Origin of the sequence: Micromonospora sp. NPDC051543, from assembly GCF_044454415.1 — a bacterium.
Lineage (GTDB): Bacteria > Actinomycetota > Actinomycetes > Mycobacteriales > Micromonosporaceae > Micromonospora.
On sequence record NZ_JBITDT010000001.1, the window covers coordinates 186915 to 207459 of the forward strand.

At 72.3% G+C, this 20545-nt stretch carries 21 protein-coding genes; 17 read left to right on the top strand and 4 right to left on the bottom strand.

Annotation, left to right across the window (positions count from 1 at the left end):
* The first annotated feature begins 86 nt into the window (after positions 1–86).
* A complete protein-coding gene (locus tag ACIA3K_RS00985) occupies positions 87–821 on the top strand; it encodes a DUF1963 domain-containing protein (RefSeq protein WP_396798215.1) in 735 nt (244 codons plus the stop codon).
* Positions 822–879: 58 nt separating this feature from the next.
* On the opposite strand, the gene ACIA3K_RS00990 is transcribed toward ACIA3K_RS00985, so the two are convergent.
* On the bottom strand, positions 880–1596 hold the full coding sequence (locus ACIA3K_RS00990; RefSeq protein ID WP_396798217.1) for an isocitrate lyase/phosphoenolpyruvate mutase family protein: 717 nt from the start codon (positions 1594–1596) through the stop codon (positions 880–882).
* A 192-nt stretch (positions 1597–1788) separates the two neighbouring features.
* Between ACIA3K_RS00990 and ACIA3K_RS00995 the strand changes: the two genes are divergently transcribed.
* Genes ACIA3K_RS00995 through ACIA3K_RS01005 form a run of 3 tightly spaced genes read left to right on the top strand, consistent with a single transcriptional unit; the run spans position 1789 to position 3039 of the window.
* Positions 1789–2247: an SRPBCC domain-containing protein gene (locus tag ACIA3K_RS00995; protein WP_396798218.1), complete on the top strand. Its 459-nt coding sequence runs from the start codon at positions 1789–1791 to the stop codon at positions 2245–2247.
* On the top strand, positions 2244–2594 hold the full coding sequence (locus tag ACIA3K_RS01000; RefSeq protein ID WP_396798220.1) for an ArsR/SmtB family transcription factor: 351 nt from the start codon (positions 2244–2246) through the stop codon (positions 2592–2594). Before ACIA3K_RS00995 ends, ACIA3K_RS01000 begins: the two co-directional genes overlap by 4 nt.
* A 1-nt stretch (position 2595) precedes the next feature.
* Positions 2596–3039 (top strand): SRPBCC domain-containing protein, encoded by a 444-nt coding sequence (locus tag ACIA3K_RS01005; RefSeq protein WP_396798222.1) that lies wholly within the window; start codon positions 2596–2598, stop codon positions 3037–3039.
* Between the two features lie 8 nt (positions 3040–3047).
* Here ACIA3K_RS01005 and ACIA3K_RS01010 read toward each other — a convergent pair whose 3' ends face one another.
* The 3 genes from ACIA3K_RS01010 to ACIA3K_RS01020 all read right to left on the bottom strand — a co-directional run bounded on the left by ACIA3K_RS01010 (position 3048) and on the right by ACIA3K_RS01020 (position 5056).
* Positions 3048–3350 carry a GNAT family N-acetyltransferase gene (locus ACIA3K_RS01010; protein WP_396798224.1) on the bottom strand — a complete coding sequence of 101 codons (303 nt, stop codon included), beginning with the start codon at positions 3348–3350 and terminating at the stop codon, positions 3048–3050.
* Positions 3351–3434: 84 nt separating this feature from the next.
* On the bottom strand, positions 3435–3704 hold the full coding sequence (locus ACIA3K_RS01015; protein ID WP_355051144.1) for a GlsB/YeaQ/YmgE family stress response membrane protein: 270 nt from the start codon (positions 3702–3704) through the stop codon (positions 3435–3437).
* A 179-nt stretch (positions 3705–3883) separates the two neighbouring features.
* Positions 3884–5056 carry a lactonase family protein gene (locus tag ACIA3K_RS01020; protein WP_396798226.1) on the bottom strand — a complete coding sequence of 391 codons (1173 nt, stop codon included), beginning with the start codon at positions 5054–5056 and terminating at the stop codon, positions 3884–3886.
* A 237-nt stretch (positions 5057–5293) separates the two neighbouring features.
* Here ACIA3K_RS01020 and ACIA3K_RS01025 point away from each other — a divergent pair, with 237 nt between their 5' ends.
* The 13 genes from ACIA3K_RS01025 (at position 5294) to ACIA3K_RS01085 (ending at position 20481) form a co-directional block, all read left to right on the top strand.
* On the top strand, positions 5294–6013 hold the full coding sequence (locus tag ACIA3K_RS01025; protein ID WP_396798227.1) for a DUF1223 domain-containing protein: 720 nt from the start codon (positions 5294–5296) through the stop codon (positions 6011–6013).
* Between the two features lie 63 nt (positions 6014–6076).
* The gene (locus ACIA3K_RS01030) at positions 6077–6451 is read left to right on the top strand and encodes an MmcQ/YjbR family DNA-binding protein (RefSeq protein ID WP_396798229.1); all 375 of its coding nucleotides are present in this window, start codon (positions 6077–6079) and stop codon (positions 6449–6451) included.
* Between the two features lie 172 nt (positions 6452–6623).
* Positions 6624–9539 carry a glycosyl hydrolase gene (locus ACIA3K_RS01035; RefSeq protein ID WP_396798230.1) on the top strand — a complete coding sequence of 972 codons (2916 nt, stop codon included), beginning with the start codon at positions 6624–6626 and terminating at the stop codon, positions 9537–9539.
* Between the two features lie 338 nt (positions 9540–9877).
* The gene (locus ACIA3K_RS01040; RefSeq protein ID WP_396798231.1) at positions 9878–11170 is read left to right on the top strand and encodes a cytochrome P450; all 1293 of its coding nucleotides are present in this window, start codon (positions 9878–9880) and stop codon (positions 11168–11170) included.
* A 239-nt stretch (positions 11171–11409) separates the two neighbouring features.
* On the top strand, positions 11410–11889 hold the full coding sequence (locus ACIA3K_RS01045; protein WP_396798233.1) for a helix-turn-helix transcriptional regulator: 480 nt from the start codon (positions 11410–11412) through the stop codon (positions 11887–11889).
* A 179-nt stretch (positions 11890–12068) separates the two neighbouring features.
* The gene (locus ACIA3K_RS01050) at positions 12069–14525 is read left to right on the top strand and encodes a nitrate- and nitrite sensing domain-containing protein (RefSeq protein WP_396798234.1); all 2457 of its coding nucleotides are present in this window, start codon (positions 12069–12071) and stop codon (positions 14523–14525) included.
* 16 nt (positions 14526–14541) lie between these two features.
* On the top strand, positions 14542–14946 hold the full coding sequence (locus tag ACIA3K_RS01055; RefSeq protein ID WP_355051152.1) for a roadblock/LC7 domain-containing protein: 405 nt from the start codon (positions 14542–14544) through the stop codon (positions 14944–14946).
* A gap of 41 nt (positions 14947–14987) precedes the next feature.
* A complete protein-coding gene (locus ACIA3K_RS01060; protein WP_396798235.1) occupies positions 14988–16181 on the top strand; it encodes an ABC transporter substrate-binding protein in 1194 nt (397 codons plus the stop codon).
* Complete coding sequence (locus ACIA3K_RS01065; protein WP_396798236.1) at positions 16178–17074, top strand: branched-chain amino acid ABC transporter permease; 897 nt, start codon at positions 16178–16180, stop codon at positions 17072–17074. The genes ACIA3K_RS01060 and ACIA3K_RS01065 overlap by 4 nt, the downstream gene beginning before the upstream one ends.
* Positions 17071–18087 (top strand): branched-chain amino acid ABC transporter permease, encoded by a 1017-nt coding sequence (locus tag ACIA3K_RS01070; protein WP_396798237.1) that lies wholly within the window; start codon positions 17071–17073, stop codon positions 18085–18087. The genes ACIA3K_RS01065 and ACIA3K_RS01070 overlap by 4 nt, the downstream gene beginning before the upstream one ends.
* The gene (locus ACIA3K_RS01075) at positions 18084–18827 is read left to right on the top strand and encodes an ABC transporter ATP-binding protein (protein ID WP_396798238.1); all 744 of its coding nucleotides are present in this window, start codon (positions 18084–18086) and stop codon (positions 18825–18827) included. The genes ACIA3K_RS01070 and ACIA3K_RS01075 overlap by 4 nt, the downstream gene beginning before the upstream one ends.
* A complete protein-coding gene (locus ACIA3K_RS01080; protein ID WP_396798239.1) occupies positions 18827–19597 on the top strand; it encodes an ABC transporter ATP-binding protein in 771 nt (256 codons plus the stop codon). Before ACIA3K_RS01075 ends, ACIA3K_RS01080 begins: the two co-directional genes overlap by 1 nt.
* 65 nt (positions 19598–19662) lie before the next feature.
* On the top strand, positions 19663–20481 hold the full coding sequence (locus ACIA3K_RS01085; protein ID WP_396798241.1) for a class I SAM-dependent methyltransferase: 819 nt from the start codon (positions 19663–19665) through the stop codon (positions 20479–20481).
* Positions 20482–20545 lie beyond the last annotated feature (64 nt).

Sequence of the window (20545 nt, forward strand, 5' to 3'; positions counted from 1 at the left end):
CAAGGCGCAGCCCGGCGCGCGGCGTCGAACCCGCGTGGCGGTAATGGCCGGATGTCTGTCGGATCTCTCCGGCACAATGCCCGGCCATGGACGTACGACAGGAGTTCCGGGGCGCGGCCCGGGAAAAGGGCGTGCCGGCGGATGAGATCGAGCGCTGGGTGCGGCTGGCCCGACCGCAGACGGAGCTGGTTCCCAAGGGCGACGGCCTGCCCGTGGCCGGCCGCTTCGGCGGTCTCGCGGCGTTGCCGCGGGGTGCGGAGTGGCCGCCCGGGCAGTGTCTCGTGTTGACGCTCGACCTCGCCGCGATCTCCTCGCACGGGCACGACCTCGACCTGCCGGCCGACGGGTGGCTGCTGTTCTTCGTCGAGCCGCGCTTCACGCCAACCCGGTGCCGGGTCGTCCATGTGCCGGCCGACACTGCGGTGACCGAGCGCCCCAACCCCGGGGTGCCGGTCTTCGATCCCGTCCCACTACACGCTCGTGCCGGCTGGAGCCTTCCGGAGAACGAGCGCGAGGCGCCGTTCGACCTTCGCCTGGACGACGAGGTCGAGGAGGCGATCGGCGAGGTGATGTGGTACCTCGACGGCAACGACCACGACTTCTCTCTCGGCGGCTACGGCGCCGCCAGCACCGGCGGCGCGGACAATCCCATCGTCGACGCCACCGAGCACACCGTGCTGGCCACCGTCTGGCTGGACGAGGGGCAGGTGGGTGACGCGTTCGGCGAGACGCTGATCGTCGTCAACTTCATGATCAAGCATGCGGACCTGGCCGAGCGCGCCTTCGACCGGATCTGGCTGATGACGGACTTCAACGGCTGACGCGGTCGGGGCTCCCCGGAGCCCGGTGTGGTGACGGAGCGTCGTCGAGGCACCGCACCTAGGCCCGCAGGTTCGCCGCCAGGTCGCCGACCGCGCCCATCGCGTACCGCTGCAGGCCCGGACCGAAGGTGATGCGGGTGGCGCCGTTGCGGGCCAGCTCGGCCACCGACTCCCGGCTCGGGGCGGCCGCCATGTTGATGGGGCCGGCGATGCCCTCGCGCAGCGCCGGAAGGACCTCGATGGGCGCCCGCAGCGGGTAGACGCAGTCGGCCCCAGCCGCCACGTAGAGCTTCGCGCGGGCGATCGCGTCGGCCGGGTCGCCGGTACCGAACAGGAAGGTGTCGACGCGCGCGTTGATGACGAGCGCGTCGCCGGCCGCCGCCCGCACCTCGGCCAGCCAGTCCGCGTGCCGCTGCGGGTCCTTGAGCGTGGCGTGCCCCTCGGAGTCCTCCAGGTTGCAGCCGACGGCGCCGGCCTCCAGCAGCCGCTCGACCAGCTCGGCGGGCGTCAGCCCGTACCCGTCCTCGACGTCGGCGGAGACCGGTACGGACACGGCCCGGACGATCCGCGCCACCGCGGCGAACATCTCGGCGGCCGGGGTCGCGCCGTCCTCGTAGCCGAGGGAGGCCGCGACTCCGGCGCTCGGTGTGGCGAGCGCGTCGAAGCCGGCATCGGCGAAGACCCGGGCGCTGCCGGCGTCCCAGGCGTTCGGCAGGACGAGCGGGTCGCCGACCGGGCGGTCGTGGTGCAGGGCACGCAGAGCAGAGGCAGTCATCGTTCAGGTCTCCCGGGGGTCGTGGAGGGACGACGGTGCGGGCCGGACAGGCCACCCATCCTGGACCGTACCGCCATCGCACGCTCCGTGCCCGCCTGGGAACGCGCCGCACCAACGCGCAACGAAAGGTTGCACATCGCCGCCGGACCGTTGTATCGTTACGCAACCAAAGGTTGCGAGAGGGTGGTACGCATGGAGTACGGAGTCATCGAACGCGACATCGACGTCGACGCCTCACCCGAGGTGGTCTTCGAGGTGATCAGCCAGCCCGAGCACGTACGGGAGTGGTGGCCGGACGACGCCCGGTTCGAACCGGTCGCGGGCGCTCCCGGAGAGCTGGTGTGGCGCGACGCCGAGACCGGCGCGACGACGACCGTCGACCTGGCCGTCGTCGACGTGGACCCGCCGAAGCGCTTCTCCTTCCGGTGGTGCTTCACCGAGCCGGACCGCGGCGGCCAGTCGCTGCTGGTCACCTTCGACCTCGTCCCGACCGCCACGGGGACCCGCCTCCGGATGACGGAGACCGGGTTCCGCGAGATGGGCTGGGAGGTCGCCATGTTGGAGAAGCAGTACCAGGACCACGTCAGCGGGTGGAACCACTACGTCCCGAACCTCGGCGCGTACGTCGCCCGGCTGGTCGCCACGTCATGAGCACGGCAGTCGACGACGCCCTCTGGTCGGCGATCGGCGATCCCATCCGGCGCAGCATGATCGACCTGCTGCTCACCGGCGGGCCCGGCACGGCCACGTCACTGAGCGAGCGACTTCCCGTCACCCGACAGGCCGTCTCGAAGCACCTGGCCGTTCTGGACCGGGTGGGCCTGATCCACTCGGCTCCCGCCGGTCGCGAGCGTCACTACCAGGTCGACGAGGCGCAACTGGCCCGTGCGGTCGCCCAACTGACCGCCGTCGGAGCGACCTGGGACGCCCGCCTGCGCCGGATCAAGCGGATCGCCGAGACGATCGAACGTCACCGCGCCGACAAGAACGGAGAATGAGATGGTCGACATTTTGCACCGGGTCGGCGTGGTCGCCCCGCTCGACGACGTCTACCGCGCGGTGGCCACCCCGCAGGGCCTCGCCAGCTGGTGGACGACCGACACGGTCGGCACGAGCGAGGTCGGCGGGCAGTTGGCCTTCCGGTTCGGCGACGTCGGCGGCTTCGACATGCAGGTCCTTGAGCTGGACCCGCGCGGCCACGTCCGCTGGCGGGTCACCGGCGGCCCCGAGGAATGGGTCGGCACCGAGGTTGACTGGCACCTTGACCAGCGGGGCGACTACACGATCGTCCTGTTCGCCCACCAGGGCTGGCGTGAGCCGGTCGAGTTCATGCACCACTGCAGCACCAAGTGGGCGACGTTCCTGATGAGCCTCAAGGAACTGGTGGAGACCGGGCGCGGCAGGCCCGCTCCGGACGACGTCGCGATCAGCGACTGGCACTGACCGCGGGGCTACTTCACCTTGCGGGTGGACCGTACGACGATGTCCTCGTACTCGGGGTGCTTGACCAGCCACTCGGCGAGGAACGGGCAGATCGGCACCACGCTGCGGCCCTTGGCGCGCGCGTCGTCCATGACGGCGCGCGCGAGGGTCGACCCGACGCCCCGACCCTCGTACGCCGGATCGACCTCGGTGTGGGTGTAGGCGATGATGGCGCCGGTCAGCTGGTAGGTGACGATGCCGGCGACCGCGCCCGTCTCGTCGCGCGCCTCGAACCGCTCCCGCGCGGGCACGTCTGTCACGGTGAACTGCACCGGATCATCCAAGCACAGCGCCCGTGGCGACCAGTCGTCGCCACGGGCGCGTGGGGGCGGGCAGGCCCCCGAAAGAGCGGGACGTCAGGGGCGTCGCCGGCCCAACACGGCGGCGGCGCCGGCCACACCGATCGCGGCGAACACCACCTGCAGGAGCAGCTCGATCCAGTCGATGCCGGCGGTGTCGTCGACGCCGAGGGCACCGGCGACGAGCGTGCCGAGGATCGCGGCGAGCACGCCGATCGCGAGGGTGAGCACGATCGAGATGTTCTGCTTGCCGGGAACCACGAGGCGACCGAGGGCGCCGATGACCAGGCCGATGATGATGGCGGTGAAGAAGCCCTGGATTTCCACGGGGGCCGTCCCTTCCAAATGTGTTGTCGTCAGCGACGTCTGGTTGCCCCATGCCCGGCCCCGCCGAAACCGGCGATCGGCCCATGGGCTGATTTGTCACACAGTTGTCATGTCCCGGCCGGGACGGGAACGCGCGCTGGTCCCGGCCGGAGTGACCGGGACCAGCGGGGTGTGAACGGTCAGGAGGCGGCGATGCCCTCCATGCCGATGCCGTCGGCGAACTTCGGCAGGCCCTCGACGGTGGTGACGAGGCGCAGCGAGCCGTCGTCGTTCACCTCGTAGCCCTGCACGTTGCCGGCGGCGGCGTTCTGGACGTAGAGGAAACCGTCGCTGGTGGTCATGTCGATCGACCCGCCGCCGGTGTCGACGGCAACGGCGTGGACGAGTTGGAGCTTGCCGTCGTCGTCGACCCGGTAGGCGCTGATCGTGGAGCTGCCGGCGTTCGCCACGTAGAAGTAGTCGCCGACCCGCTGGATCCAGCAGGGCGCCTGCTGGCCGTTCGGCACCGACGGCCCGACCTGGTCGAGGGCGCCGTCGTCGTCGAGCTCGAACCGGCCGACCTCGTTGCTGCCCGACTCGGTGACCAGCACCGAGTCCTCGGTGTCGAAGGTGAAGCCGAACGGCGCGGACCCGGCGTCACTGACGACCGGGTGGCGGGACAGTTCGCCGTGGCGACCGATCTCGTAGCTGAACATGACGTTCGCCGCCTTGGTCGACACCAGGACGAACTCGCTGTCCGGGTCGATCTTGATCTGCGCCGGGGCGGTCATGAACGCCGGCGGGTTGCCGTTGTGCAGGCCGAGCGACCGGTTGGCACCGTGAATCGGCGTCAGCCGCCCCTTGTCCAGCTCGAAGCCCTGCACCGAGCCTTCGCCACCGGCGTTGAGCACGTAGACGAGGTTGTCGCGGACCGTGACGCTGACCGGGAGCAGACCACCGGACCAGATCACCTGGCGCTTGTGCAGTCGGGTGCCGTCGACGTCGAAGACGGTCACGGTGTTGCTGCCGGCGTTCACGGCGAACAGCAGCCCACGGTGGTAGATCAACGAACCCTGCGACGCCAGCGCGTCGACCGGCGCGCCGATGGTGAAGCCGCCGAGGCCGCCGGTCTCGTACTCCCCCGCCTTGCTGAGCTGACCGTCCTCGTCGCGCTCGTACACCTTGATGGTGTTGCCCTCGGCCTTGTTGGTCTGGACGAAGACGGCGCCCTCGCTGCCCCGGTGGTGTCCGCGTCCCCCGCGGTCATCGTGGCCACCTGCGGGCCCGCCGTCCGCGAGGGCGGCCCCGGGAAGGGTTCCGGCGCTGGTCAGACCCACCAGGAGGGCCGCCGCTAGCGCTACGCTGCGCTTCATCACTGATCTCCTTAGCCGCAACTCACGAGGAATGAGAGTTTTTCTCTCCTTCGCAAGCTATCGGAGGAAGATCCCTGTTCGCGGTCGCTTACCCGTAAGTGGCACGACCGCACGTAACGGCGGATTTGTGCTACCAGAGGCGCACCAGGAGCCGGAACCGCCTCGCTGCCCAGGCGTTGTCGGCGCGGTAACGGGAATCGCAGAGCAGCCCGCAGGTCTCGCCGGAGGAGACGTGACATGACCAACCCATCGCCGGACAACCCGTCGACGGCGACCGGTGGCGGTGTCGCCGTCGTGGAGCTGTTCACCTCCCAGGGCTGCAACAGCTGCCCGCCCGCCGAGGAGCTGCTCAGCGAGATCGAGCGCGACGCCCGCACGCGCGGGGAGCCGGTGTTCGCCCTCGGCTTCCACGTGGACTACTGGGACGACCTGGGCTGGCCCGACCAGTTCGCGGACGCGGCACACACCGCACGGCAGGAGGCGTACGCCCGCGCCTTCGGCTCCGGACGTCTCTACACCCCGCAGATGATCGTCAACGGCACCGTGGAGTTCGTCGGCTCCGACCGGGGCCGGGCGGCGAGCGCCATCGCGTCCGCCCTGACGTCGCCCGCCGCCGCGCCCCTGACGGTGTCGGTGACGCAGGTCGGTGGAGGCGGCACGCCGTTGGTCCTGGACTACCGGGTCGAGCGGGCGCCGCAGCGCGCGGTGGTGAACGTGGCGATCGTGCAGCGCGGCCTGGACAGCGCGATCGCCCGTGGTGAGAACGCCGGCCGGACGCTGCGGCAGGACAACGTCGTACGCGCCTTCGCGTCGACGCCCCTGCACGGCGAGCGGGGGCAGGTGGAGCTGACCGTGCCGCCGGAGGTCGACCCGGGCCAGGCCGCGGTGATCGGTTACGTCCAGCGCGAGGCCGACCGGGTGGTCGTGGGCGCCGCGGCCGTCGACCTGTCCGGCTGAGTCCTGTCGGTCCCGGTGCGTACTCTCGGCTCATGCGGATGGCACGCGACGTGCGGGGTCCCGGTGGCTGACGCCGACGACGTCCGCCGCTTGGCCCTGGGCCTGCCCCACACGGTCGAGATCGACAGTGAGGGCTTCGACTTCCGGGTGGCCGACAAGGGTTTCGTCTGGTCCTATCCGGAGCGTCGGCCCGGCCGGCCACGGGTGATCCGCCTCGACATCGCCGTGCTGTTCGTCGGGGACGAGGCCGAGAAGCAGGCCCTGCTGCTCGGCGAGCCCGACGTCTTCTTCACCACGCCCGGGTACGACGGCCTCCCGCTGGTGCTGCTGCGTCTGACGGCCGTCGACGTCGACCGCCTCGCCGAGTTGGTGACGGACGCCTGGCGGATGCGCGCGCCGGAGGCGCTGCACGCCGAGCTGGACGGGGTCGGCTGGTAACCCCGGTCAGTTCGCGACATCCGCACGCAACCGAACGGACACATTGACGGGAATCTCGACGGTCGATTACCGTGCCGTCTGAGAGAGCGCTCTCTCGATCGACGTTTTCCACAATTCAGACGCAAGGCGCCGGGGCGGCACGATCCGCGCCCGGACGCGCGATGGAGGCACCATGAAACCTCCCGTCCCCCACCGCCGATGGGCGCTGGCAGCCGCCACCGCCCTGGCCCTGGTCGTCGGTGGCCTCACGATCCCCGTCACCCGTGCCGCCGAGGCCGCCGGAGTCGGCGCCGGCAGCTACACCACCACCCCGGTCGGCGCTCTCCCCACCGGCTGCGGGCAGATGTCCAGCAACCCCCGGCAGTTCGCCACCGCCAACGCGCCCGCCGGAGCGGTGCCCACCAACGACTGGTGGTCCTCGCTGCTGTGGAAGCGCACCGACTGCGCCTTCAGCGAGCCCCTGCACGCGCACCCCACCTCGTACGACACGTTCACCGACGGGCTCGGCTTCTCGGCCAACTCCACCCCCGCCATCAGCGGCACCGCCACCGGCGTCGGCGAGTACCACTACCCGTACGTGCAGGACATCCGGGTCGGCGTGGCCGGCCTCGCCGCGCCCCAGGTCAAGGTGGACGGTTGGACCGACTGGACGGTCAGCCCGTACTGGAGCGACGGCGCCCGCACCCTGCGCGCCACCATCGGCCACGGCCTGCCGTTCGCCTACTTCCAGGCCACCGGCGGGGACGCGGTGATCGGCACGTCCGGCGGCCCCGAGGTGTGGTCCAACAGCGGGACCACCATCGGCTTCCGGGTCAACGGCCACGATTACGTGGCGTACGCCCCGAGCGGAGCGAGCTGGACCGTCAGCGGTAGCCGCATCTCGTCCACCCTGGCCGGTCGCGGCTACTTCTCGGTGGCCCTGCTGCCCCCGACGGGCAGCGCCAGCGAGCGCGCCGACCTGGCCAGCACCTACGGCCGGTACGCGCACGCCCACGTCACCGGCACCCGGATCTCCTACTCCTACGACCCGTCGACCAACGGCCTGAGCACGACGTACGCCTTCACCACCACCGCCCGCGAGGGCAGCGCCACGCAGACCGTGGTGAGCCTGTACCCGCACCAGTGGAAGTCGCTGGCCGGCTCGACCCCGATCACGCCGACCTACCCGTCGGCGCGGGGCCGGATGAAGGTCCTCACCGGGATCAACCAGTTCCGTACCGCCATGACGTTCCAGGGCGTCCTGCCGGAGTTGCCGGCCGTCGGCGACGGCAGCGGATCGGACCTGTCCACGTTGACCGGCCACCTGGCCGCCGCCCGGAGCAACCCGATGGACCAGCGCGGCAACGACACGTACTGGACCGGCAAGGGGCTCGGCCGGGCCGCCCGGATCGCCGAGATCGCCGACCTGGTCAACGACACCACCACCCGCGACAGCGCGCTGAACGCGATCCGCTCCACGCTCACCGACTGGTTCACCGCCTCGACGGGCAAGACCAGCAAGCTCTTCTACTACGACGCCAACTGGGGCACCCTGATCGGCTACCCGGCGTCGTACGGCTCGGACCAGGAGCTCAACGACCACCACTTCCACTACGGCTACTTCATCGCCGCCGCCGCGACGCTGGCCAAGTACGACCCGTCGTGGGCCGCGAGCAGCCGCTACGGCGGCATGGTGGATCTGCTGATCCGCGACGCCAACAACTACCGTCGCGACGACACCCGCTTCCCGTACCTGCGGGACTTCGACATCTACGCGGGGCACGACTGGGCGTCCGGGCACGGCTCGTTCGGCTCGGGCAACAACCAGGAGTCCTCCTCGGAGGGGATGAACTTCGCCAACGCCCTCATCCAGTGGGGGCAGGTCACCGGCGACACCGCCGTCCGGGACGCCGGCATCTTCCTCTACACGACGCAGGCCGCCGCGATCCAGGAGTACTGGTTCGACGTCAGCGACCAGAACTTCCCGGCCGCCTTCGGGCACTCCACCGTCGGCATGGTCTGGGGCGACGGCGGGGCGTACGCCACCTGGTTCAGCGGCGAGCCGGAGATGATCCAGGGCATCAACCTGCTGCCCATCACGGGCGGCCACCTGTACCTGGGCGCCAACCCGGCGTACGTGCGCACCAACTACGCCGAACTGGTGCGCAACAACGGCGGGCCGCCGACGGTGTGGCAGGACATCCTCTGGCAGTTCCAGGCCCTCGGCGACCCCGACGCGGCCCTGGCCAACCTGCGCGCCAATCCCGGTTACACCCCGGAGGAGGGCGAGAGTCGGGCGCACACCTTCCACTGGATCCGCAACCTCGCGGCGCTGGGCACCGTCGACACGACGGTCAGCGCCAACCACCCGCTGAGCGCGGTCTTCTCCCGCAACGGCGCGCGCACCTACGTGGCGTCGAACCCGACCGCGAGCCCCATCACCGTCACGTTCTCCAACGGCACGCGGCTCACCGTGGGGGCCGGACGGACGGCCACCACCGGGGCGTACACGTGGAGCGGTGGCAACGCCTCGGGCGGCGTACCGCCGACCAGCGCGCCACCCACGACGGCGCCACCCACGACGGCGCCACCGACCACGGCGCCGCCCACGACGGCCCCGCCGACCACGCCGCCGCCCAGCTCGGGCTCGCCGACGCGGTACCTGCTCGCCGGTGGCGGGTTGGGCAACGCCGGCAGCGCGACCACGACGACGGTCGCGGCCGCAAACGGCAACCACGACGGTACGCCGACGAACGCGCAGGTGTTCACGGCGACCGGCCTCAACCTCGCCTATTCCGGGGCGCAGACCGCGTTCGACCTGTTCGTGGACGCGGGAACGGCCGTCGGTAACGGCACGCAGGTGCGGGTCTCCTACGACCTGACCGGCAACGGCAGTTGGGACCGGACGGAGACGTGGCGCTACTTCGCCACCGACCCGGTCACCGGCTACGAGCACTACACGCAGAGCGCCGGCCTGGCCTCGGCGACCGGGACGTTTGGCACGTTGAGCAACGGCACGGTCCGGGTGGAGGTCTGGTCGGCCATCGGCAACAACCCCACCACCCTGGGCATCGGCAACCAGTCGGTGCTCCGCCTTCCGTACTCCTGACCGGTCCATCCGCGCCCGCCGCCGGCCGTGCCCCGGCCGACGGCGGGCGCGGTGCCGTCACCCGGGGTCCCGGCGATCGTTGCCCGGAAATGGGGAAGCGCGGGTACGACGGATCGGGGCAAGCGCCGGCCTGCAAGGTGCACCGGGCGAGGGCCGTTCTGGTCCTGCAATCGACAAATGGCGGCACCGCCAAATAGATAAACACCAATCTTGACTTACGCATCGGAGCAGCGCACCGTGAGGAGCAGGCGGCGGATGCCCACCATTGTCGGCCCGCCTCGCGCGACGGACGGAATGCGAGCGCCGCTGATTTCGTGCGGCGTGTCAGGAGGCATTCGATGCAGTTGAATCCGTACTCAGGAGCCTATCTCAGCGATCCGGCCGCCACCTGGCGACGCATTCTCGACGATCCCGCTCGGGCGCTGTACGCCGAGGATCTGGGCCTGTGGTTGATCAGTCGGCACGCGGACGTCCGGCGGGCCCTCGCCGACGCCACGACGTTCGGCAACGCCCTCACCCTCGCCCCGGTGTACGAGGTCTGCCCGGCGGCGATGAGCGTCGTCACGCAGATCGACGCGCCGCCGACCACGGCCGCCGCCGACCCACCGGTACACCCCCGTACCCGCCGCGCCCTCCGGGCGACCTTCGCCAACACCGCCGAGCGGGCCGAGGCCGAGTACGGCCGGATCGTCCGCCGCCGCGTCGAGCACCTGGTGTCCCGGCTCGTCGACCAGCAGGGCCGGCGGGTGGATCTCGTCAGGGAGTTCACCAGCGAGCTTCCGCTGCTGGTCATCCTGGACATCCTCGGTGTTCCCGACGCCGACGTCGACCGGATCCGGCGGTGGGCGGACGGCCAGGTGGCCCTCATCTGGGGGCAACCGGACGAGGACGAGCAGGTACGCCTGGCCCGGGGCCTGCTGGACTTCTGGCGCTACTGCCAGGACCTGGTGCGGCAGCGACTCGACAGCGGCGCCGACGGCGGCGACTTCATCAGCCGCGCCCTGGCCTACCGCGACGATGACGACGACGTGCTGACGGTGCCGGAGGTGGCGAGCCTCGCCTTCAACCTCCTGGTGGCCGGGCACGAGACGACCGCCGGGCTGCTCGCCCACGCGCTCGACGCGGCCCTGTCCAGCCCGCACCGGTGGGGGGCACTCGTCGGCGACCCGCAGTCCGTGCCCGCCTTCGTGGCCGAGACCCTCCGGTTCGCGCCCGCCATCGACGGCTGGCTGCGGGTGACCCGTCGGGACGTCACCCTGGGCGAGGTCACCATTCCGGCGGGGGCACGTTGCCTGCTGATGATCGGGGCGGCCAACCGGGACCCGTTGGTGTTCGCCCGACCGGACCGGTTCGATCCATACCGTACGGACGCCGCCGATCACCTGTCATTCGGCCACGGACCGCATTTCTGCATCGGCGCGGCACTGGCGCGATTGGAGGCCGACGTCGCTCTGACCCACCTCGCCGCGGCCATTCCCGGCCTGCGCCTGTCCCCCGACCATCGCCGTTCGTTCACACCCAATGTGTCGTTCCGGGCGCACGACGCTCTTCTCGCGACAATCGACATCCACGCGCCCGCCGACGTCCCGGAGGCAACCCCGACCGCTCCGGCCACGGCACAGGCCGCCTGACGGGCAGGCCACGGCGGTGTCGACCGGTGCGTCGGCCGGGTCCTATCGGCAGGACGCTGCCGACACCTGGGGACGAGTCGGGCGCCTGGATCTCTCGCGCATTGCGCGACAATTCATCGCACACGTCTTCACACCCATCGTGTCATGGGTTAAGAATTGCCCCCTATGAATGTCCGACCCGTCGGTCAATCTCGATCTGACGCCCGTCGCTGATTCGCGGACGCCACGAAGGTGAGCGCATGGAGCACACGCCCCCGCCGAGCGCCGCGTACTCCGCGGCCAGCCAACAGTTCCGGTGGGAGCTGCGCGCCTGCCGGGTACGGCGGGGCCTGACCCAGCGGGCCCTGGCGGACCTGGTGCGGTTCAGCCGGGAGACGGTCGCGGCGGTGGAGTCGGGCCGCCGCTTCGGCAGCCAGGAGTTCGCGGTCCGCTGCGACGACGTGCTCGACACCGGCGGTCGGCTGGCCGGACTGTGGCCGCAGGTCGCGGCCGAACAGTTGGCGGCGGACGGACGACGGGGCCCGCGATCGTCGGACCGTGCTCGCCTCGACCCACCCGTGCCGCGCCAGCGCGGTCGTCGCGACGCGCGCGACCCGGGCGCCGTGGTGGACGCCATCGACGAGCTGCGCGAGTTGATCGGTCAGGTGCTCAGCAGCCAACCCGAGGCGGACGACGCCGCACCACGGCGCGGGTCCGAGCGCCTCGACGACCAGCGCTGAGCGCGTCCCACACCGGCCGGAGGCAGCGCGCCACCGGTCGCTGACTCTGGGTACAGATGCTGGTACGGCCAGTTTGTACCACCGCGAGGTCTGGCCTCCGAGCGCGGGTTCCGGCGGAATGGGACTTGCATTCGGCAAGGTGCGAATAGACCGTCATCGACGAGTCGCGGGAGTCAATCTTGGCGTCGAGCACGAGGTCCCACGCGGCCCGACCCTACCCGACCCGCCAGCGCGGCTGGAAGATCGCCGGCCGGATGCGCCTCATCGTGGCGGCGCCACTGGTCGCCGTCATCGGGTTCGCCGGCCTCGCGCTGACCGAGAGCGCCCGCCAGACGACCCGGGCCAGCGACCTGGAGGTGCTGGCCCGCCTCGGCGCGGAGGCCGGCGACCTGGCGTACCGGCTGCAACGCGAACGGGTCGCGGCCGCCGACCTGCTCACCAACGCCGCCGCCGAACAGCAGGACGCCTTCGGCACGGAGATGGCCGCCACCGACGCCTCCGTCGCGCGCTACCGCCGCCAGCGCGACCGGGTGCCCACCGACGCCAACGCCACGCTCCTGCGCCGCGTCGACGCCGCGCTCGACGGCCTGGCACCGCTGCGCACCCAGGTCCGTACGGCCGAACACGCCTCGGTGTCCGCGATGACGTTCAGCTACCGCATCGCGATCGCCGACCTCATCACCTTCCGGGACAACGTCTCGCACGGCGTGGTCAACGCGCGGCTCGCCGACGGCATCCGCGCCTCGGCCGCGCTGTCGAAGACCGCCGAGGCGATCGGCCAGCAGCAGGTCGCCGTCCTGCGGGCCGTGGCGGCCGGCGAGCTGACCCCCGCCACCCAGCAGGACATCACCGCCGCCCGCACCAGCTACACCGAGTCCAGCCTGTCCTTCCTGGCCCTCGCCCCGGCCGAGTGGGGCCTGTGGTGGGAGCAGGCCGGCACCGGCACGGAGGCGCTCGCCCTGCAACGGATGCAGGACGAGGTGAACCGCGCCCAACCGGGATCGCCGCTGCGCCTGGCGACCGCCGACTGGGTCACCACGACGCAGCAGCGCGCCGCCCGGCTGGCCGACCTGCGGGGCCGCGTCGACGTGGCGGTGCTCGACGACGTGCGCGACGCGTACGCCGACCAGCGCCGCCGGGCCGTGGCCGAAGCCGTCGGCGTCCTGCTGGCGCTGGTGCTGACCGCCCTGGTGACCTGGGCCGTCGCCCGGCAGATCACCCGCCGGCTGCGACGACTGCGCGACGCGGCCAACGCCGTCGCGTTCGAACAGCTCCCCGCCGTGGTGGCCCGGCTGCAACGCCCCGACAGCTCCAGCGTCGACCCCGACGAGCTGGCCCGCCAACAGTCCACGGCGGCCCTGGAGGCGTCCAGCGACGACGAGATCGGCGAACTCGGTCAGGCGTTCAGCGCCGTGCACCAGGCCGCCGTGCGGACCGCCGCCGAACAGGCCGTGATGCGCGCCAACACCGCCGACATCTTCATCCACCTCAGTCGACGCGAACAGCGACTCGTCGACGCCGTCCTCGCACAGGTCGACCGGGTCGAACGGGACGAGACCGACCCCGACCGCCTGCACCAGCTCTACGCCCTGGACAACCTGGCCACCCGGATGGGCCGGATCAACGCCAGCCTCCTCGTGCTGGGCGGCGTCGGCGTGGGCCGGGTACGCCAACACGACGTCCCACTGCAACAGGTGCTCCAGGCCGCCCAGTCCCAGATCGAGCACTACGCGCGGATCCGGCTCGGCATGGTCGACGGCGACGTCGCGGTGGCCGCCAAGTCCGTCGACGAGGTCGTGCACCTCCTCGCCGAACTCATGGACAACGCGACGGCGTACTCACCGCCGGGCAGCGAGACCTGGGTGAGCGGCCGCAGCCTCGGCGACCGGGTCATCGTCCAGATCAGCGACGAGGGCGTGGGCCTGCCCCCGCAACGGTTGCAGCAACTCAACGAGCTGCTGGCCCGACCACCCGCCATCGACGTCGCCGCCGTCCGGGCCATGGGCCTGGTCGTCGTCGGCCAGCTCGCCGCCCGCCTCGGCGCGAGCGTCCAACTGCGCCGTGGCCCCCGGCGCGGCACCCTCGCCGAGGCGACGCTGCCCGCTGCCATGATCCGGTCACTGCCGCCGGAGGAGTACCTGCTCGCGCCCGGCCGACTGTCCCGGCGGTCCGCCCGCACGTCCGTCGCGCCGCCCCCGTACCGACCGGGCGCGGAACCGACCGCCGGGCACGCCCCCGCCACGCGGACACTGCCCGCGGCGCCCGTGTTCCGCCCGACGCCCCGCGTGGACCCCGCCGACGCCCCCACCGAGGAGCTGCTCATCTTCGAACAGGTCAACCACTGGTTCCACACCGACGTCGTGGACGCCCCGAACGGCCGTCAGTGGTCCAGCCCCGCCGACGACGCGTGGCAGACCGCCGCCCAGGCCCAGACGCCCGAGGTGGCCACGACCACCACCGCCGGCCTGCCCAAACGACAACCGCAGCGGCACCTGGTGCCCGGCGGCGTCACCCCGCCCGCCCCGCAGCAACGCTCCGAGTACCGCGACCCGGCCCAGGTCGCCACCGCGATGGCCGCGTACGCCCGCGGAGTGGCGGCCCGCCGCCGTACCCCGATCAACCTCAGCAACAAGTGACGGGACAGGAGAGCACGTGACCGACCACCAGGACCTCGGCTGGCTGCTGGACAGCTTCGCCGAGCGCGCGACCGAGGTCAGCCATGCGATCGCCATCTCCAGTGACGGCCTGATGGTGGCCGCCACCCGCGACCTGCCCCCGGACCGGGCGGACCAGCTCGCCGCGACCGGCAGTGGCCTGGTCAGCCTCCTGCGGGGCGCGGCGGCCTTCTTCGACGCCGGGGCGGTGATCTCCAACGTCACGCAGCTCGAGGGCGGCTTCATGTTCTCGATGGCCTTCAACGACGGCGCGTCGCTGCTCGTGCTCGCCGCGCCCGACTGCGACGTGGGCAAGGTGTCCTACGAGATGACGGAGCTGGCGAACCGGATCGGCGACGCGCTGACCCCCGCGGCCCGAGCGGCGCTCGCCCGCAGCCGCTGACCCACCGACCGACCCCCTCCTCCTCTTCCCCTGGAGACGATATGTCCCTCACCACCCCTGCGCGCAGCCGTGCCGTCGGCGCCACGCTGCTCGCGCTCGTGCTCACCGTGAGCACGGCCTGCGCGGACAACGAACCGGCCACGAGCGGCGGCGGGTCCATCAAGATCGGACTCCTCGCGTCGCTGTCCGGGACGTACCAGTCCGTCGGCAAGGACATCCGCGACGGCTTCGAGCTGTACCTGGACACCCACGACGGCAAGCTCGGCGGCCGGCAGGTCGACCTCGTCGTCGCCGACGAGGGCAACGGCGCCGCGACCGCCGTACCGGCGGCGACCAAGCTCCTCAAGCAGGACCGCGTCGCCGCGCTCACCGGCATCGTCGGCGGCGGTTCGGTCGCCGGCGTCTACCCGCTGCTGCAGGAGACCAAGGTTCCGCTCGTCGGCTCCAACGGCCGGCCGGAGATCAAGGACGTCTCCCGGGTGTGGCACACCTCGTACCTCTCCGACGAGCCGGGCGCCGCGATCGCCCAGCACGTCAAGGACAACGTCAAGGGCTCGGTGTACGCCATCGGCCCGGACTACCAGGGCGGCTGGGACGAGCTGCGGGGCTTCACCGAGGCGTTCGCCAAGGCCGGCGGGACGCTCGCCAACCCCGACGGCAAGACCACCTTCACGCCGTTCCCGGCCACCACCAACTTCACGCCGTACTTCGCCCGGATCAAGGCCTCCGGCGCGCAGGCCGTCTTCACCTTCTACGCCGGCAGCGCCGCCGTCGACTTCGTCAAGCAGTACGCGCAGTCCGAGATCAAGGACATCCCGCTGTACGCGGCCGGATTCCTCACCGAGGGCGGCGTGCTCAACGCCCAGGGCGAGGCGGCCCGGGACATCTACTCCGTGCTCAACTACTCCCCCGACCTCGACAACGCCGAGAACCGCAACTTCGTCGCGGCGTGGAAGGCCAAGCACGACGGGTCGCCGACGACGTACGCCCTGGCGTCGTACGACGCGGCGGCGGTGCTCGACCGCGCCATCGGGGCCGCCGGCAGCGACCCGACACCGGAGGCCATCAACGCGGAGATCGGCAAGCTCGGGCAGATCGCCAGCCCGCGCGGCGCGTGGCAGTTCTCCTCGGTCACCCACTCGCCGGTGCAGAAGTGGTACCTGCGTCAGGTCCGCCAGGACGGTCGGGCGCTGTCCAACACCGTCGTGGGCGACCTCGCGACCGTCGGCCGGTGAGCACCGTCGCGGCCGGCACGAACCGGATCGACCCGTACCTCATCCCGGCGCTGGACGGTGTCGCCTACGGGCTGCTCGTGTTCGTCGCCGCGGCGGGCCTGGTCTTCTGCTTCGGCGTCGCCAACATCCTCAACCTGGCACACGGCATGCTCTACGCGATCGGCGGCTACACCGCCGCGGCGGTGCTCGACGGCGGCTGGGCGAGTCTCGCGCTGGCTCTCGGGGTCGGTGTGCTGGCCGCCGCCGCCGCCGGCGTGGTGCTCGCCGGGCTGCTCACGCCGGTCGCCACCGGCAACCACCTCACCCAGGCGCTGCTGACCTTCGGGGTGGCCATGGCCGGCGGCAGCCTCCTCGTCGCCGGTTTCGGCCCCGACGACCCGCAGGTACGGGTCCCGGCCGCCCTCGACGGGTCGGTGGCGGTCGCCGGGCACCGCTACGCCGCGTACCGGCTGGTCTTCATCGTCGTGGCGGCGGCGCTGGCCGCCGGTCTCTACCTGGTCGTGCGGCGGACCCGGGCCGGGATGCTGGTCCGCGCGGCCGTGGACGACCCGGAGATGGTCGCCTGCCTGGGCGTGAGCCCGGCACGGATCCGCGTCGGCGTGCTCGCCGCCGGTGGCGCGCTGGCCGGCGCGGCCGGGGTCCTCGGCGCGCCCATCATCGGCCCCGGCGCGGACACCGCCGACACGGTGCTGCTGCTGTCGCTGGTCGTCGTCGTCCTCGGTGGGCTCGGGTCCATGGTGGGCACCCTGCTCGCGGCGCTGGCCGTCGGCGAGATCCAGACGCTGGGCGTGGCGCTGCTGCCGTCCGCCGCCCCGTTCCTGCTGTTCGCCGCCATGGCCGCCGTGCTCGCCGTTCGGGCGCGCGGTCTGGCCCTGCGGTGGGCGGCGGCGTGAGGGACGGGGTGCTCCGCCGGGCGCGTGCCGCCGTCGCGGCGCTCGTCGTCGCCGGCCTGATCATGGCCCCGTGGGTGGTCGACGACTACACCGCGGCGATCCTCGCCCGGACGCTCGCGCTGGGCCTGGTCGGGGTGAGCGTCGCGCTGCTCACCGGTGTCGCCGGCCTGCCCACCCTGGGTCAGACCGCGCCGTACGCCGCCGGCGCGTACGCCAGCGCGGTGCTCGGCAGCCAGGTCTCCGACGTCGGCGTGGTGCAGGTCGCCGTGGCGGCGCTGGCCGGGGCGACCCTCGCCGCGGTGACGCTGCCGCTGGTCGTGCCGGCCCGGGGCGTCATCGTCCTGATGATCACCCTGGCGATCGGCGAGCTCGTCGTGACCGTCCTCGGACGCTGGCGGTCGGTGACCGGCGGCACGGACGGCCTGGCCGGAATCACCCCGGTCCGTCCGCTGTGGGGACTGCCGGTGCTGGCCTCCGACCGGGACCGGTACGTCTACACCCTCATCGTCGTGGCGACGCTGGTCGGCGCGGTCCTGCTGCTGGTACGCACCCGTGGCGGGCTGCTGCTGCGGGCCGCCCGCGACGACGAGGCGCGGCTGCGCGCCAGCGGGCACCGGGTGCCGCTCTACCTGTCCGGCGCGCACGTCGCCGCCGGGGCGATCGCCGGCGCGGCCGGCTCGCTGCTCGTCGTCGCCCAGCAGTACATCTCCCCCGCCGACTTCGGCTTCGACACGTCGGCGCTGCTGCTGCTCGGCGTCGTCATCGGCGGCACCGCGTCGGTCGGCGGCGCGCTGGTGGGCGCGGTTCTCGTCATCGCCGTACGCGACTGGTTGTTCGGGATCCTGCCCGGACACGCGCCGCTGGTGCTGGGCGCGCTGTTCGTGGCGACGGTCTACCTGCTGCCCACGGGCGTCACACGGGTCCGCCGACCACGCGGCGGGTCGCGGCAACCCGTCCCCACGCTGGACCGCCCGGCCCCGCCAGCCGCCCGCACACCGGAGCTACGGGTATGACCTGCCTGCTCAGCGCCGAGAAGGTCACCGTGCGGTACGGCTCGCTCGCCGCGCTCACCGACGTCGACCTGTGCGTGCACGACGGCCAGCGCCACGCCCTGATCGGGCCCAACGGGGCCGGCAAGACGACCCTGCTCAACGTGCTCGGCGCGACGACCCGCCCGCAGCGCGGCACGGTGCGTTTCGCCGGGAGCGACGTCAGCGGGCTCGGACCGGCGGCGCGGGCCCGCCGCGGCATCGACCGGACACACCAGCGGCCCGCCGTCTTCGCGACCCTGACCGTCAGCGAGAACGTCGAAGTCGCCGCGCTGCCCCGGGCGGTCCGGCCACACCGCTGGTGGCCGGGTGGAACCCGGGACGCCGCCCGACGGCGCGCCACCGCGCTGCTCGATCAGCTCGACCTGTCCGACCTCGCGACGGTACCCGCCGGCCAGCTCGCACACGGGCAACGCCGGCAGGTGGAGATCGCGATGGCCCTCGCCGGCCGTCCCCGCCTGCTGCTGCTCGACGAACCGGCGGCCGGACTGTCCGCCAGCGAGGTCGGCCGGCTCGCCGAACTGCTGGCGGCGCTGCCCCGGCAGGTCGCCGTGCTGCTGGTGGAGCACCACCTGGACCTGGTGTACGCCCTCTGCGACACCGTCACCGTGCTGCGCGACGGCCGGACGGTGGCCGCCGGCACACCGGACGAGATCCGTACCTCGCCGCTGGTGCGGCGGGCCTACGCCGACGGTGTGTCCTGATGCTGTACGTGGAGCGCCTCCGCGCCGGCTACGCCGGGGGGACCGTGCTGCACGACGTCGACCTGCGGGTGCCGGCGGGCACCATCCAGGCCGTGGTGGGTCGCAACGGCGCCGGCAAGAGCACCCTCGTGCACACCATCGCCGGGCTGGTGCGCGCCTCCAGCGGGCGCGTCGAGATCGGCGGCGTCCACGTGGCCGGACGGCAACCCCACCGGGTCGCCCAGTCCGGCGTCGGCCTCGTACCGCAGGGCCGGCGGGTCTTCTCCCGGTTGACGGTGGCCGAGCACCTCGTCCTGGCGGCCGCGCCGTGGCGGGCCGCGACACCCGGCGGCGAGGGCTGGACGGTGGCCCGGATCCTCGAGCTGCTGCCGCGCCTGGCGGTACGGCTGCGACACCGCGGCTGCGAACTCTCCGGCGGCGAGCAGCAGATGCTGGCCATCGCCCGCGCGCTGCTCGGCCAGCCGCGGGTGCTGCTGCTCGACGAACCCTGTGAGGGGCTCGCGCCCGACCTGGCCGCGCGGGTCCGCGACCTCGTCGGTCACCTCGCCGCGAACGGGTTGACCGTGCTGCTCGTCGAGCAGCAACTCCGCCACGCGATCGAGGTCGCCGACCGGGTGGCGGTGCTGGAGTACGGCCGGGTGGTCTACGACCGGCCGACCACCGAGGCGCGCAGCGACCCGGGCCGCCTGGAGGCGATGGTCGGCGTCACCGCCACCCGCACGCCCCCGGGCACCGGAGCGAGCCCACGGCTCTGGGCCGACACCCCGTAGTCACAGCCGGTCCCCGCGTTCGGGGCCGACCCCCGCAGTCACTCACTCGGAGAGGCGGAAGACGTATGGCGACACCGATCAGCGACGGGACGTACACCTTCGACAACGGCGCACCGGACGCGGTGCCGCAGATGCGGGCGCTGGAGTCCTTCCTGGACCCGATCACGATGCGCCGCCTGGCCCGTCCGGTCCTGCGCCTCGGGTCGACCTGCTGGGAGGTCGGGGCCGGTGGCGGCTCGATGGCCCGGCGGATCGCCCGCGCGGTCGGCGGGGACGGCAGCGTGCTGGCCACCGACATCGACCCCACGCACCTCGTGGCCGACGGCAACCTGCGGGTACGCCGGCACGACGTGCGCGCCGATCCCCCGCCCGGGGACGCGTTCGACCTGATCCACGCCCGGCTGGTGCTGCTGCACCTGCCCGAGCGTCGGCGGGTCCTGCGTACCCTCGCCGGCGCGTTGGCCCCCGACGGCTGGCTGGTCGTCGAGGAGTTCGACTGCACCACGCCGGTGCGGGTGCTGACCGCGCCGAGCGACGACGCGGCGAAGCTGTTCGCGCAGGTAATGGACACCATGATGGGGGTGCTCCAGGACCACGGCGCCGACCTGGGGTGGGCGCAGGACGTGCACACCGAGATGACCCTCGCCGGGCTCGCCGACGTCGACACCGTGACCCACTCGCAGAGCTGGGCCGGCGGATCTTCCGGCACGTCGCTCTACGAGACGAACTCCCGCCAGTTGGAGCCCGACCTGCTGGCGGCGGGGCTGTCACCGCAGCAGCTCACCGCCTTCCGTCGACTGGTCCGCGACCCGGCGTTCGCCGTCATGAGTTACCACTTCGTCTCCACCCGAGGCCGGCTCGGTGTCCCCACCCACACCCCCTAAAGCGTCCTAGGACACTGCCCTTCCTGCCCGTCGGCGCCCTGGAGGGCTTGGCAACGCCCGGAAT

Bases quoted from the DNA above. Each gene is read 5' to 3' on its own strand.
- ACIA3K_RS01075 (WP_396798238.1), top strand. From the start codon at position 18,084: ATGACCTGCCTGCTCAGCGCCGAGAAGGTCACCGTGCGGTACGGCTCG.
- ACIA3K_RS01000 (WP_396798220.1), top strand. From the start codon at position 2,244: ATGAGCACGGCAGTCGACGACGCCCTCTGGTCGGCGATCGGCGATCCC.
- ACIA3K_RS00995 (WP_396798218.1), top strand. From the start codon at position 1,789: ATGGAGTACGGAGTCATCGAACGCGACATCGACGTCGACGCCTCACCC.
- ACIA3K_RS00985 (WP_396798215.1), top strand. From the start codon at position 87: ATGGACGTACGACAGGAGTTCCGGGGCGCGGCCCGGGAAAAGGGCGTG.
- ACIA3K_RS01025 (WP_396798227.1), top strand. From the start codon at position 5,294: ATGACCAACCCATCGCCGGACAACCCGTCGACGGCGACCGGTGGCGGT.
- ACIA3K_RS01005 (WP_396798222.1), top strand. From the start codon at position 2,596: ATGGTCGACATTTTGCACCGGGTCGGCGTGGTCGCCCCGCTCGACGAC.
- ACIA3K_RS01040 (WP_396798231.1), top strand. From the start codon at position 9,878: ATGCAGTTGAATCCGTACTCAGGAGCCTATCTCAGCGATCCGGCCGCC.
- ACIA3K_RS01060 (WP_396798235.1), top strand. From the start codon at position 14,988: ATGTCCCTCACCACCCCTGCGCGCAGCCGTGCCGTCGGCGCCACGCTG.
- ACIA3K_RS00990 (WP_396798217.1), bottom strand. From the start codon at position 1,596: ATGACTGCCTCTGCTCTGCGTGCCCTGCACCACGACCGCCCGGTCGGC.
- ACIA3K_RS01045 (WP_396798233.1), top strand. From the start codon at position 11,410: ATGGAGCACACGCCCCCGCCGAGCGCCGCGTACTCCGCGGCCAGCCAA.
- ACIA3K_RS01080 (WP_396798239.1), top strand. From the start codon at position 18,827: ATGCTGTACGTGGAGCGCCTCCGCGCCGGCTACGCCGGGGGGACCGTG.
- ACIA3K_RS01020 (WP_396798226.1), bottom strand. From the start codon at position 5,056: ATGAAGCGCAGCGTAGCGCTAGCGGCGGCCCTCCTGGTGGGTCTGACC.
- ACIA3K_RS01085 (WP_396798241.1), top strand. From the start codon at position 19,663: ATGGCGACACCGATCAGCGACGGGACGTACACCTTCGACAACGGCGCA.
- ACIA3K_RS01035 (WP_396798230.1), top strand. From the start codon at position 6,624: ATGAAACCTCCCGTCCCCCACCGCCGATGGGCGCTGGCAGCCGCCACC.